The sequence below is a fragment of the Pseudomonas californiensis genome (assembly GCF_021147775.1).
Classification (GTDB): Bacteria; Pseudomonadota; Gammaproteobacteria; order Pseudomonadales; family Pseudomonadaceae; genus Aquipseudomonas; species Aquipseudomonas californiensis.
The window spans coordinates 1-12,445 of sequence record NZ_JAGTPK010000063.1; the positions used below are offsets into that span (position 1 = coordinate 1).

At 57.7% G+C, this 12,445-nt stretch carries 13 protein-coding genes and 1 pseudogene; all 14 read right to left on the minus strand.

The annotated features are described in order from the left end of the window. Positions 1–371 (minus strand): annotated as a pseudogene (locus KDX37_RS27940) (hypothetical protein); the annotation flags it as partial. Then, positions 368–1,102, minus strand: coding sequence for a StbB family protein (stbB, locus tag KDX37_RS27945; protein ID WP_231656451.1), 735 nt, complete (start codon positions 1,100–1,102; stop codon positions 368–370). The gene stbB and the pseudogene KDX37_RS27940, both read right to left, overlap by 4 nt. 307 nt (positions 1,103–1,409) lie before the next feature. After that, positions 1,410–2,015 carry a single-stranded DNA-binding protein gene (locus KDX37_RS27950; protein WP_231656452.1) on the minus strand — a complete coding sequence of 202 codons (606 nt, stop codon included), beginning with the start codon at positions 2,013–2,015 and terminating at the stop codon, positions 1,410–1,412. A 60-nt stretch (positions 2,016–2,075) separates the two neighbouring features. After that, positions 2,076–2,600 carry a hypothetical protein gene (locus KDX37_RS27955; protein ID WP_231656453.1) on the minus strand — a complete coding sequence of 175 codons (525 nt, stop codon included), beginning with the start codon at positions 2,598–2,600 and terminating at the stop codon, positions 2,076–2,078. Between the two features lie 27 nt (positions 2,601–2,627). Then, the gene (locus tag KDX37_RS27960) at positions 2,628–4,793 is read right to left on the minus strand and encodes a type IA DNA topoisomerase (RefSeq protein WP_231656454.1); all 2,166 of its coding nucleotides are present in this window, start codon (positions 4,791–4,793) and stop codon (positions 2,628–2,630) included. A gap of 27 nt (positions 4,794–4,820) precedes the next feature. Continuing rightward, a complete protein-coding gene (locus KDX37_RS27965) occupies positions 4,821–5,183 on the minus strand; it encodes a TrbM/KikA/MpfK family conjugal transfer protein (protein ID WP_231656455.1) in 363 nt (120 codons plus the stop codon). Positions 5,184–5,221: 38 nt separating this feature from the next. Next, a complete protein-coding gene (locus tag KDX37_RS27970) occupies positions 5,222–6,853 on the minus strand; it encodes a type IV secretory system conjugative DNA transfer family protein (RefSeq protein ID WP_231656456.1) in 1,632 nt (543 codons plus the stop codon). Continuing rightward, positions 6,853–7,086: a hypothetical protein gene (locus KDX37_RS27975; protein ID WP_231656457.1), complete on the minus strand. Its 234-nt coding sequence runs from the start codon at positions 7,084–7,086 to the stop codon at positions 6,853–6,855. The genes KDX37_RS27970 and KDX37_RS27975 overlap by 1 nt, the downstream gene beginning before the upstream one ends. Before the next feature lie 120 nt (positions 7,087–7,206). Next, entirely contained in the window at positions 7,207–7,563 is a 357-nt protein-coding gene (locus tag KDX37_RS27980) for a hypothetical protein (RefSeq protein ID WP_231656458.1), read from the minus strand. A gap of 9 nt (positions 7,564–7,572) precedes the next feature. Further along, the gene (gene virB11 / locus KDX37_RS27985) at positions 7,573–8,604 is read right to left on the minus strand and encodes a P-type DNA transfer ATPase VirB11 (protein WP_231656459.1); all 1,032 of its coding nucleotides are present in this window, start codon (positions 8,602–8,604) and stop codon (positions 7,573–7,575) included. Between the two features lie 9 nt (positions 8,605–8,613). After that, a complete protein-coding gene (locus tag KDX37_RS27990; protein ID WP_231656460.1) occupies positions 8,614–10,002 on the minus strand; it encodes a TrbI/VirB10 family protein in 1,389 nt (462 codons plus the stop codon). Next, entirely contained in the window at positions 9,989–10,798 is an 810-nt protein-coding gene (locus KDX37_RS27995; RefSeq protein ID WP_231656461.1) for a P-type conjugative transfer protein VirB9, read from the minus strand. Before KDX37_RS27995 ends, KDX37_RS27990 begins: the two co-directional genes overlap by 14 nt. Then, the gene (locus KDX37_RS28000; RefSeq protein ID WP_231656462.1) at positions 10,788–11,576 is read right to left on the minus strand and encodes a virB8 family protein; all 789 of its coding nucleotides are present in this window, start codon (positions 11,574–11,576) and stop codon (positions 10,788–10,790) included. Before KDX37_RS28000 ends, KDX37_RS27995 begins: the two co-directional genes overlap by 11 nt. 415 nt (positions 11,577–11,991) lie before the next feature. Continuing rightward, on the minus strand, positions 11,992–12,445 hold a 454-nt coding region (locus KDX37_RS28005), incomplete at its 5' end, for a type IV secretion system protein (RefSeq protein WP_231656463.1).

The following is a 12,445-nucleotide window of genomic DNA, read 5'->3' on the forward strand; positions in this document are numbered from 1 at the left end:
TCACGAAAATTTCCGGATAAAGCGCTGACTCGCTTTTCCAAGTCTTCGATTTTGATCGCTGCGCGCTGCAAAGCAGGTTCGAACACTCGCTCTAAACTCTGGTGAATGGCCGTGGACATTTCCAAAGCAACGTCCACACCTGCTTTGGCAGCAGTCGCTTGAATGACTTCCTTAGTCGTTTCTTGCAAAAGCAATGCGGTGTCTTCCGCATCCTCTACTGCGTCGGCCAAGATATCCAGTGAATCCCTCATGGATATTTCAAGCAGCTTCGGAATGCTTTTGACGTCATCATGCAAGCGGCCTACATCGCTCAGAAGCTCTATGATCAGAGCATCACGCGCAGTAGAAGGAATAGTTTCATGTTCACTCATTTGATCACCTCAAGGCCAAACAGTGCTGCGAATACCCTATCAAGCTTACGATTGACGCCTTTACACAAGAGCTTCAGTCCGTACATATCAGACCAACGATCACGCTCTTGTGCGCTAGCCTCTCTGTCCTTAAGAAGTGCTTTGTAGTCGGTGTCATCGTCCATGACGCTTTGCATTGAAATTCGGTGGATAGACAAAGCGTCAAACAATTCTGATTCGAACACCGCACACTCAGTATTTAACGTGAACGCACTGGCGCGCTGGTGAAAAGCAAAAATAATCGGAAACTCTGTTTTCACGTCCTTTTTGACACGATTGAACAATACAAGGATCTTTTCAGGAGGTACGCCAAGTGAGGCCAGGCTACTAATCATGCTGACCGTTTCTTTTTGCTCCTTGGTGCCTGAAGTGACCGGGATAACGAAGTAGTCGACTTCCTCATGGGCTTCATCAAACTCCTCCAGGTTGGCCATGAAATCTTCAACGTTGGACGCTCCAACATCGATGATGGCCTGATCCTCAAGCATGAGTCGTTTGAACAACTCGCGGAATGCATCGCCGCGCAGCTTCTCTACATCCAGACCAAGGTTCTCGGCCGTTTCGTTGATTGACTCGATGGCATAGAGCGGCGCGCCGCCCATGCGTGGCCACAGCAGGTTTGCGGCGATGGTAGTTTTGCCAACAGTGCCGGTGTAATTGATGACCACGATTTTCTTTTTGATGGCTTTCATTTGGGTAGTCCTTGAATAAAGGGGTTCGCACCGGGTAATCACTACTCGGTGTGCTTGATCTGAAATTTGTTAATGCCGGGCGGTTTTGAACACCAAGGGCGCTGCCCTTGTCATCCTGCAACGGCCGCGTTGACCTCGGGAGCGCGGGGTGGTGAAGCTACCCCACACTCCCAAGGTGAGCCTTTTCTGAACGAGGTAGCGTCAAGTGTGCGCTGCGCCCGTGCTTCCGTTCGACGCGACGATAAGGCGCGTCACGACGAGCCGGGAGCGCGGCACCTGACGTGGACAAGATCGCTTTGTGGGTGGGTCAGACCAGCATCCAGCTGAACCGGTAAGGGTCCATGAAGGGGATATCGTCATCTCCGGCTCCAAAATCCCCAGCGGGTTGAGGTGCGGGCGCTTTGGCCTGAGTCTGCTTGCCTGATGCACGTGGAGGTTTTGGTGCGGCTTTGCCTTTGCCGGACGATTTTTCCGGTGCCGTCTGCTGGGAGGCTTGCTGCCGAGGGGGTTCCTGGTAATCACTGCCGCCGTTACCGTGGCCGTTCTGCCCTTGTTGGGAGTCGGCCTGTGGACGGCCACCCAGGAGCTGCATCGTGCCCTGCATGTCTACGACGATTTCCGTGGTGTAGCGCTTGATGCCGTCCTTCTCCCACTCGCGGGTTTGCAGCTTGCCCTCGATGTAGACCTGCGAACCCTTGCGCAGATATTCGCCGGCAATTTCTGCCACCTTGCCAAACAGCGACACGCGGTGCCATTCGGTCTTCTCGACTTTCTGCCCGCTTTGCTTGTCAGTCCACTGCTCGCTGGTGGCCAGGCTCAGGTTGGTTACCGCAGTGCCGTTGGGCAGGTAACGCACGTCCGGGTCTTGTCCGCAGGTGCCTACCAGGATCGCTTTATTGATTCCACGCGCCATGATGCGCTCCTTCTTCGATGAGTTTTTAAAGGGGGAAGGGGTATTGCGTGACCTATAGGCCTACCAAAAAGCGTCCATAGCGACACGTTCGAAGCCTGCCAATTGCGCTTCATGCTCTTCATGGAACCGCTCGTAATGGTCCATGTGTTCTTCGCAGAATCGCTCCAGGGCTTCAGGCTGAAGGCGCGGCGAATAGATCAGTGCAGGGTCGGCGTCATCGTCCACAAACTGCTCGGTTCCATCGGGAAACATCAGACGGCCAACACCGCCCAGCAAGATTTCGACGGCAGTGGTATATGGGGCGTTTTTGCTTGCGTCGGGGTCAAAATGGATCGTCGTGTTCAGCAGCTCGCGGCCCCTAGCTGATGACCGCGCAGGAGTTCTCAATATCAAGGCCGTTGTGCCGTCTGCCCACAACCCAAACTCAGAAAAGCAGGTGTCGCAATCCACCGGACGCCAGGTCATTTCCCACGCCCTGACATTGACGATACCGACGATTGCGGGGGTTTCACAGTTGGGGCAGTGCGCCGCCATCGTGTTACCGGCTGGCCACTGCGCAGCCTTGGGCTGTTGTTCTTCTGGCATAGCTAATGCCTCCGTTGTGGAGAGGGGTCACGCGCGCGTGGGTTTGCGGCTGAATACGAATTCCAGCTTGGCTTCGTGATTGAGCTTCAGGGCCGCTTCAAAGGACTTGCCGGTTTTCTTGCTGTGAAAACCCTTGAGTACCCCGGTCTTGCCATTCGTCAGCAGCGCCTCGATCTGGCCGGGGGACAGCATCTTGCCGCTGACTTCCGGGTAGAACTTGAAGGCGCAGGCGCGACACCCGATCACTCGCGGGGTGACGGCCAGGTCACTGCCGCACATGGGGCACTGGGCGTTCAGACTGTCCAGTACGGGCTTACCGTCGCCTTGCACGTTGCCCAGATCGATGCTCTGCACCTGGTCTGCGATGAAGGCCTCCAGTTCGTCCAGGAACGCGTCGACGGTCAGTTCGCCGGCTTCGATCATCTGTTGTTGTTCATGCCAGAGCGCGGTCATATCTGGCGTGGTCGCAATCGCTGGTAACGCGGCGATGAACTCCAGACCCAATGCGGTGGGGATCAGTTTTTTCTTTTCTACCGCGTAGAAACCCCGCTCTTGCAGCTTGGCCAGCACCGCGCCACGGGTCGCCGGAGTGCCGATGCCACCGTTCTCGCCTTTCTTGCCCTGGTCACGATCGATCAGCAGCTGCTTGATGCGCGGGTCTTTTACATACTTAGCGACCCGCCGTAGGTCCTTGAGCAGCTCGGCTTCGGTGTAGAGCGGCAGGGGCTTGGTCTTTTCCTTGGCCACCGTGATGCCGTCGCAAACTCCGGCGTCACCGACCTTTAGATCCGCCAGAGCATCGAAGGGGCTTGCGACCTCGGCAGCGTCCGACGCATCTTCGTCTTGTTCGTTTTCTTCAGTGACCTGCGCTGTCCAGCCGGGCTGCGTCACTTTGGTGGAGCGCGCAACGAAGGTGTGTCCGTTCACGCCAAAACGCACCTCAGCACTGAGGTAGCGCTTCTCGGGCAAGAACTGCGCGACGTAGCGTTTGACGATGGCCAAGTACACGGCGCGCTCATCGTCACTCAGCTGGGCAATGTCGATCTTCACTGCGGTTGGGATGATCGCGGTGTGCGCCGAGACCTTACTGTCGTCGAAAGCCCGGCTTTTACGTTCTGAATTCACCTCGGTGAACATCCCGGTCAGGTCGGGTAGGGCTTCGCTGAGCAGGCTCAAGGTCTGCGGAGCCTCGGCAAATTGTTCGTCGGACAGGTAACTGCAATCGGACCGGTTGTAGGTGATGGCCTTGTACTTCTCACGCAGCGCCTGGGTCAGGGCCAGGGTTTTCTCGGCATCGATGCTGTGCGTCTTGCTCATGTACACCTGAAGGTCGAGCAATGCGAACGGCAAGGGTGCTTGGGTTTGCTTCTCCTCCACACGGGCCTCGATCACGTCTGCAGGCTTCATTCGGCACGCACCGGCTACCTGCGTGGCATACGCCTCGTCGATGATGCGGTTCTTGTCATCGATCGGGGCATCTACGGCCACCACGAGGCGGGCCTGGGGACGACTGCTACCAAAGGCCAGGCTTGCCGCAACCGTGTAGTAAAATGCACTGGCGTGCCCCTTGTTGGCCAGGTAACGATTAACGATCAGCCCCAGGATCGGGGTTTGGACGCGGCCCACTGACAACACGCTTTTAACGCCCTTGGCCCTACCGGCCAGGGTGCACGCGCGGGTCATGTTGAACCCGTACAACTGATCACCGATGCTGCGGGCCAGTGCCTTCTGGAACAGGCCGTAAAACTCGGTGTTGTCGCGCAGACCGTCCAACGCTTTGCGGGCGGCATTGGCGTTCATGTCGTTGATCAGGATGCGTTTGACCGGCGCGGTGTTGCCGAAATGCACCAGGACCTCGTCGACCAGCAACTGGCCTTCGTCGTCCGGGTCACCGGCGTGGACGATTTCCGAGGCGCGACCGATCAGCTGCTGGACCACTTTGAGCTGGTCGCGAGTACGGGCAATGGGCTGGTACTTGGCCGGGCGCAGCTTCAAGGGCAGGTCGGCCTGAACCCAGTTTTTATAATCGGGGTTGTGCACCTCGGGCGGGGCCAGTTCGAGCAGGTGGCCCACGCACCAGGTGACAATGTCGTTGCTGCCGCACTCGAAATAGCCGTCCTTGCGTATGACGGTGCCCAGCGCCTCGGCAATGACCTGGCCCAAGGCGGGCTTTTCCGCAATGAATACTCGCATGGTGTTCTCCTTGTCAGGATCTGGGGCTTAGCCCCGGACCTTGCCGAACTTGTCGTTGATTTTTTGGGTGTAGCTCTGATCAGCACCAGGGCAGCTGTTGAGGTAGTCCTGGCGCGCCGTGGCGGTCTGGCTCCATTTGATGTTCCCGTGCTTCTTAACCAGGATGCTGAAGTAGTCCTGTTCGGCGCTGCGGCACTCGCTGCCGCCGCTGTTGCCGGTGAATTTGCCGTAGAGGCACAGCACGGACTTGCACGGGTCGCCGGCGAAGGCTGAGCCGCTGCCCAACAGGCACATTGCGAACAGTGACCAGACCCGCGTTTTGCCGCGACCGGGCACGGCGTTGCCAGCGGCCTGACCTTGGCGGTCAGCCGTTCTTCTGAAGATATTCATTTTTGCTCCTGCAGGCGCTTGGGTGCGCCGGTGGGGGACTACATCGGTTCGGAGGTATCGTCAGCCTTGGCCTTGGCCTTGTCCGCTTCGGCCTGAGCCACTTCGGTAGTTGGGGCTTTTGTGTGTCTGGGATTCCAGCGCTGCCGCTGTTCGGCCTGCATGGGCTTTGTGTTGGCCACTGCCACCCTGGCTTCAACGGTGCGCACCGGCACAGTGAGCGCGTCGATTTTGGTAGCGTCCCCTACAGGCAAGGGCGGAGGCGTCATCTTCTGTCGCGCTTTAAATACTTCCTCTTCGAAGTAAATGATCTTGCGCGCCAGAATTTTCATGGGCTCTGTCTGCCGGTTGCCTTGGACAAAAATCAATTGCTTGTCGAAAGGTAACTCGTTCACCTCTTGGGGCAGCATCAAGGGCCGGGGCTGTTCGCTGTAACTGTCTGTTTGACCTCGAGCACCAATTTCATGCTTCTGTCTGTTCAACGATTGGTTATGCACGCGCACGGTGGTATCGCCCAAGCGCTTGCTGTACTCCTTGGCCAACTCGATGTCACCGGGGGCAAACACAATTTCGTTGTGAATCGCCTTCATGATGGCATTGCCAGCTGTTTCGCCGTAGATAGCGCGAACCTGATCCTTGCCCTGGAAGATGAGGAAAAACCGCAGACCGGCACCTCGGGTCAGCGCAGGCGCGGTTTCCATGATTTCCATGCGACCCATGATCGCGAATTCGTCCATCATCAGGGCCAGTTGGTATTTGTATCGCAGCGTACCGTCTGCGCAGTGCCCGCCTTGCTCCGGAATGACCTTGGAGTTAAGCCGTATGGCCTGGGTGAAGAACAGGTTCATCAACGGGCCGTACTTCTTCAGGTTTCCTTCCGTCACGCTGAAGTAAACGGTGGTCTTCTCCTCGCGCATTTTGGCAAAGTCGATGTCGTCACCTGACACCGCCCAAGCCACCGTTTTTTCGGCATACACCGACAGCACGTCACGCACGATATCCACGGTAGTGGACCAACCGCTGCTCTTGTTTTTCGACGCCTCGAACACACCGTTCAATTCGCGCAGGGTTTCAACGGTGAGTGCATTAGGGCCGGTACTGCGCAGCTCGATGACTTGCTGAGCCCATGTCCCCATCCCGGTACCCAATGAGCCAATTTCGTAGGCCTGGGGCAACGTACAAGGCATGGTCGGGGTTTCCATCAGGTACAGCAGGATTGATGAGAAGACGTTACCGGCCTTGTTGTACCACTCCTGATTTTTCGGGTTGTCGGAGACGAACAACACGCGAGCCAGGGTACGAATATCGCCTAGCCGGTACAGCGGGTCGCGGCTAATGGCACTGACCGGGTTCCAGCGGTGCGTTTCCAGGCGCTCCGGCGAAAAGCGGTAGACCTTGTGGCCAGCTGAGGCGCGAAAGCCCGAAGTAATATCCCAGTTTTCAAACTTCGGATCGTTGACCACCATTGAATCGGGGTAGCTCAACAGGTTGGGGATCACCGCACTGACGCCTTTCATCGAACCAGGAGGCGCTGCCAGCATCACGAACTGTTGCCCATAGCTGGCCAGAAACGAATCCTCTGTGGGGTGTTTCCCGAGGAGGAACGCAGGATGCTCCTCGATCCGTTGTTGGGGGTTGTCCGGGCTGATGGGTTTGGATTTAGCTCTGGCCATCAGCGACCCCCTGCTCGACGCTCAACCGCCTGAGCTTCGTTGCTTTGCGCCTGTAGGACGGCCTGTTGGTGTTGCAGAGCGATGGACACCTGCTGATTGGCCTGGATCTGCTTGAGCGAGTAACTGATGACTTCGAGCTGGTTCGCCTGTCGGTCCGCCTGTGATTGAGTAGCGCAGCCGGTCAGGGACACCATGAACACAGCGGACAGGGTCAGGGCGGTACTTACATTCATCGTCATATTTCCTTTGAGCAGGCACAGAGAATCGCCAGACAGCTGATAGCCGACTGCGTATCGGTGCATTGGAATGGTTAGAAAATTCGGAAGTATCAGGCGGCGATGCGGGTGCAATGCCTACTTGCTGGTGTTCTTGTACTCGCCCTGGTACTCGAACTGGCGCAGCTCGCGGTCGTTGGCAAAGCGGGCATCACCGTGCAGCGAGGTTTTGGGCTTCAAGCGCACAAAAAGGGCCATCAACGTGATGCCTACTGGCAAGAAGGTGAGGGCAGCCGTCACACACCAAGACCACGGCACGTAAAGCATTCGCCGGTCGTTCCAGGGCAGCTTCCTTGCCTCCCACAGCGTGTCCCACGCCAAGCCATCAAGTTGCCCTTGGGTCAGGTGCAGAAACATCGCACCCCCTGCATACAGCCCGATCACAAAGCACACAGCCATCATGCCCACGATTGATAACGATACTTTCCACCACATGGCGTTCTCCTATGCAGCGCGTAGACGCTGGCCATTGAGCAAGGCCAGCTTGTGTTCAGGTTCGTAATGCACTTCCTCGATGTAGGTGTTTTCCATGTACACCACCACGTCGAATGAAGTCCGTACTAGACGTTCGATGTAGTCGTAATCCAGGCCCTTGCCGACCTCCGACTGCTTCACCAGGCCGCACACACGGGCATAGCCTGCTTCACTGTCGTTGGCGTGCGCGGTAGTCACTGTGCCCTTGGTGCCGGTGTTCAAAATCTCGATGAAGTGCCACACCTCGTCACCGGTCAGCTCGGCCAGAAACAGGTGATCGGGCTTCATCCGTAGCGCGCTGGCCACAAGGGCTTTGGGCGTCACCACATGGCCATAGAGCAGATGCACATGGTTGGGATGGAAGGGCATGGGGTCCTCCAGTATTTCCTGGATTGTGATCATGCGGCGGTTAACCGGAAACATGTCGATCAGCGACTTGCCGTAGGTGGTTTTACCCGACCCTGGCCCGCCAAAAATGATGATGTTTTGGCGATGGGCGATTGCGATTTCCATGAACCGGTGCCAGTGGCCAGCCGCATGGGCCTCCTGCATGTCGCGCTGCCAGTCTTTCAGGGTCAGTATCGGTGAAGCGATGGCCTTGGCCCGGTCATAGCGGCCACTGTTGACGTAATCCATGTGGGTGAAGCGATCCAGAGAGGGTTTTCGAAACGTTGTCGACAAAGTGCCTTTCTCGCACGCCGGAGCCATGACGATCTGGCCCCGTTCCCCGCCAGGCAGCTCCACCGTGTGAATCGGTGAATGCGGAGCCAGCACACGGTAGTTCAGCGCGCAGAGCGCATTGGCCAGCCTCCAACACAAACCGTAGGTGAGCCAAGGCGCTTCTTCGTACCCCCAGCCGTTTGGACCGTCCACCCAGAGCTCGTATGGTCGGTTGATGGCCACGTCCTTGGTGCCTGGACGATTCAGGCGCTCGGTGACACCTGCCTGGTCGAGAAAGTCCAGGACCAGCGTGTCTTCGGTAAGTCCTTGTTCTTCAGTCATGAATACTCCTTAGCGGTTCTCGAAAACCGATGAAAAGTCGATGTCGCGGGCCACAATGACGGTCATCACGGTGCCGGGCAGCAGGTGTCCGGTGTCCGGAATGTTGATGGTGCTGTCCAGCGCCTTGTTGGCCATGCTCTCCACGTTCTGCTCACTGTTGTTCACCGTGTAGCCCCCGGATCCCGAGCTTTTCTGCGTGGTGTTGGATGCAGCCTGAAGCGCGTCCTGTATGAACGACAACATCACCGCACCGCCAAAGCGCTGCATGTAGTGACGATTGATCCAGGCTTCGGTACCACTGGCGCCCATAGGGCCTGCACCGAGACTGTCCAGCTTGGCCCGCGCACCGGATCGTGTTTCAAGTTCCGTCCAGGTGGTGAACACGCTGGTTTCGCCTGGGCCGACCTGAACCGTCTGCTCGCCGGTCAGCTTGTCTCCGGCCTCCGCAATCACCGTGGTGCCATCGGCGGAATACAACGGATCGGTCAGGCGACAATCCACCAGCCCTGGGTGGGTGCTGATGATTTCGGTGTACAGCGCACAGCGCGTGTAGGTGTTGTGGCTGACCAGGTACTTGCGGTTCGGTGCCAGATACGCCTTGGCCGGCGCAAAGGTGGTACCGCCCAGGTTGCTCAGGCTGCTGCGTTTTCTGCTGGAAGAATCACCGCCCAGGTCGCTGCTCGATCCGCCTTGCATGCCGTCCATTAGAGACGGCATTCCGGAGGGCTGATCGTTGGTCGGCTGTTGCGGCTTTGTATCCGCAGCACCGGTGCCCATCGCATCTTCCGAGGTGACAAACAGCTCTACGCCTAGCTTGCGCTGCAGGGGTGTCTGCACCATGGGTTGGGGCTGGCCGGTTGCGCCTGGCGGTGGCGGCGCACTCCCGGCATGGTCCTGACCGGTTTTTCCACGATTGGCGTCTTCTTTATCCTTTTGCTCTTTCGCCAATCGGTCTCTTTCAGCTCGGGCTTTCCTTTCTTCTTCGGCTTTGTCTGCAGCCAGCTTGGCTTCCCGAGCCTTTTTCATGCTGTCGTCGCTGCCCAGATTCACGTCCAGGGTCGCGTCCTTCTTGACGTGGGTTTCATCGACATCGGAGCCGGTGGTTTTCATCTGGGAAATGGTGGCGTAGCAGAGCGCAGCAATAGCCAGCAGCCCCACCAACCCCAGCGCGGCCAGGCTCAGGTAAAGGGTCTTCTTGTTCTGGGCATCGCCTGTGCGTTTGGTCCGCACGTCAAAGGCCCCACGGGCCTGGGTGCTGGCGGGCTCCGAGGCCGGGGCGTGTTCAGGTGCCGCTCCTTGCTCCGTGGTCGCTGCTGGAGCCGCTGCTGGTTCGGGCGGCCCGATGCTGTCCGGCCCTGGGGTGTTCGCCGGGGCCTGGTCGTTGTCATTGTTCTGCATGCTTGAGCTCCCGAATCTCACCAGTGGTGGTCCCGTTGAAGTTGTACCCCGTGTTCACCTGGGCGGTAGGCCGGGCCTCTACAACCAAGCCGTTCAAGCGGAACCGAAACAATTGGCCAACGCCATGCACTACAACTACGTTCTGGTCGTTGTGCATGTCGGCCACCGTTTCGGTGCCGTCTGGTAGAACTTGGTACAGCGTCGGACGCGGGCCATTGCCAGTGAAGCGGAAGCAGGTGAGCATGCCGTTGTCCCAGCCCTCATACGGCGCTATGGACCGGCTTTCTGAACTGGAGCGCTTCTGATAAGGGCCGTTTTGCACCGGGCCGTCGCAAGGGTTGCCAGGGTCACGGCGTACAGCACCGGATTTTTTCGGCGGCTCGGGGTAGGTGAAGCGCAGCAGATACGTCGAGTCTTGGGTGCGCTTGACCAGCTTCAGCTCAATCAGATAGGTACGCCGATTGGTGTTAATGGTCAGGTTTGTGTCGGGTTCCTGATCGGTGATCGGCTTGAGTGAGACCATGTTGCCAGCCTTGTTGGGGCCAATAGACCAAGCTTTCGGATCGCCCGAGACCATGAGGCCCGTATCCTGGTTGATTGTCTCGTTGGATTGGAGCTGGACGAGCGATCCACGGCCTACCGTCGCTTGCACCCTGTACACCTCGTCCGGCGAATAAATGGCCGTCTGTACACGGCGGTCCAGTGCCGAACCGGTGCCCATGCTCTCGGCAAAGGCCGGCAAGCCGGACGTCAGGAGTAACAAGGCCACAATGCCTGAAACGGCGTTATTTCCCATTAGACACCCCCACTTCCTGGGTCTTGTCGTAATCCTTGACCCCGAAGCCACGGGGATTCAGCCATTGGTCACCGGCTTTTTTTGCCGGATTTTTGTAGTCGTAGGTCACCGTGGCCACCCAGGTCACTGGGTCCAGATGGGGATCGGGGGTACCGTTGCGGTCCAGCACAGTTTTGGTGATCCGCACCTGGGCGGTGCCTTCCCGGTCTTTGCGTTCCAGGAAGTTGATATTGTTGATATCAGTACGTATTTGCCGGTTGGTACCTAACACCTCCAAGTAGCCCTTGGAGGAAAGCTGGAAGTTGCGGTACTCGGTAAAGGTCTCGTCATAGGACATCAACTTGACCATGCCGTAATTGGCATCGTTACTCGAAAAGTTATAGCTCTCGCGGAAACGCGTATACGCGGAAAGCCAGAACTCGTCATCGATCTGCTCCTGTGGCTTGCCTTTGTCGTCGGCCCACACCACGTCCGTGTAGCCGGAGTTGTTGTCTACCCGTACAAGCCCAAGTTGCACGGTCTTGAGCGGGGTCAGGCCCATCACGGCGGCGATGGACATAAAAGTCAGCACACCGAAGAAGCCCGCCAGGCGACGAGCGTTTTTGGTCTTGGCCTTCTCGTCGGCGGCGATGTTCTTCTCGAAATACCGCGCTGCATGGATGAATGCCTGTTCGGCCAAGCTGATTTCTTTTGCAGTGGCCGCGTCGATGCTGGTACGGGCGGCCAGTTGCCGCTCCTGCTCGATCACGTCCTGTTTTGATTTTCGAAGCTTTTTCATAGATCACCTAAACGGGACAAACACGCGCTGCGCGGATCAGTTCGCGGAGCATTCAAAGTCGTTGGGCGGGGCCTCGGCTGGCTTTGCCGGGGAGGCGGGTGCCGAACGCTTTGGACTGGTTGTCTTGGGCGACTGGGCCTGGGGCGCGGGACTCGATGCTGGCTGTACCCGGCCAGGCACAGAAGGTGGAGCCGTTGTAACGGGTACGGCGCGAGGCGCAGGGGCATGGGTAAAGGGCATGTCTTCCCACTGCCCTTCCGGTTCGGACAGTTTGGGTGCAGAGCCACACCCTGTCAGCAAGGCAGCCGAAAGCAGCCCGCTCAAAGCAAGTTTGACATTCATAGTGGAGTACCTGAGAGAAGCGAGGGTGTTGCGAGTAGGGAGAGGATGTAGCCAGTAACGATATATCGGTGTGCTATTTGATGTTGTTGCGTCCCCTCCGCAGTCTTGAAATGCCGGCGGCGGCACCACGGGTCATGCTTTTGGCTGCACCAAACCCTGAAATTTTGCTGATCATTCCGCCTCCGGAGGGGCCACCGCCCATGATGGAGGCTGCTTGCTGAGGCAGTTCGATGACCAGCGCTGTGAACGTGCAGAAGACAATCAGGATGGTGAGATTCCCCTCCAGGTTGGTATTCAATATTCCATCTTTAATCATCACGGTGTTGATAAAGCCGATTTCGATCGCCAGCACGACCGATATCAACACCTGAGCCAACATAAAGCCCGCGATGGCTGAAACCCAGCCCCAGAAATACTGCCGGGTCTGGTCAAACAGCAGAAAGGCGATGAACAGAAGCCCCACTGCCACAATAGCCGTTGACAAAACCTTCAGTACAAAGAGCGTGGCGACGGCGGCAAGCAAGAAC

Bases quoted from the DNA above. Each gene is read 5' to 3' on its own strand.
- KDX37_RS27960 (WP_231656454.1), bottom strand. From the start codon at position 4,793: ATGCGAGTATTCATTGCGGAAAAGCCCGCCTTGGGCCAGGTCATTGCC.
- KDX37_RS28000 (WP_231656462.1), bottom strand. From the start codon at position 11,576: ATGAAAAAGCTTCGAAAATCAAAACAGGACGTGATCGAGCAGGAGCGG.
- KDX37_RS27975 (WP_231656457.1), bottom strand. From the start codon at position 7,086: ATGAATGTAAGTACCGCCCTGACCCTGTCCGCTGTGTTCATGGTGTCC.
- KDX37_RS27980 (WP_231656458.1), bottom strand. From the start codon at position 7,563: ATGTGGTGGAAAGTATCGTTATCAATCGTGGGCATGATGGCTGTGTGC.
- KDX37_RS27965 (WP_231656455.1), bottom strand. From the start codon at position 5,183: ATGAATATCTTCAGAAGAACGGCTGACCGCCAAGGTCAGGCCGCTGGC.
- KDX37_RS27995 (WP_231656461.1), bottom strand. From the start codon at position 10,798: ATGGGAAATAACGCCGTTTCAGGCATTGTGGCCTTGTTACTCCTGACG.
- KDX37_RS27970 (WP_231656456.1), bottom strand. From the start codon at position 6,853: ATGGCCAGAGCTAAATCCAAACCCATCAGCCCGGACAACCCCCAACAA.
- KDX37_RS27955 (WP_231656453.1), bottom strand. From the start codon at position 2,600: ATGCCAGAAGAACAACAGCCCAAGGCTGCGCAGTGGCCAGCCGGTAAC.
- virB11 (WP_231656459.1), bottom strand. From the start codon at position 8,604: ATGACTGAAGAACAAGGACTTACCGAAGACACGCTGGTCCTGGACTTT.
- stbB (WP_231656451.1), bottom strand. From the start codon at position 1,102: ATGAAAGCCATCAAAAAGAAAATCGTGGTCATCAATTACACCGGCACT.
- KDX37_RS27990 (WP_231656460.1), bottom strand. From the start codon at position 10,002: ATGCAGAACAATGACAACGACCAGGCCCCGGCGAACACCCCAGGGCCG.
- KDX37_RS27950 (WP_231656452.1), bottom strand. From the start codon at position 2,015: ATGGCGCGTGGAATCAATAAAGCGATCCTGGTAGGCACCTGCGGACAA.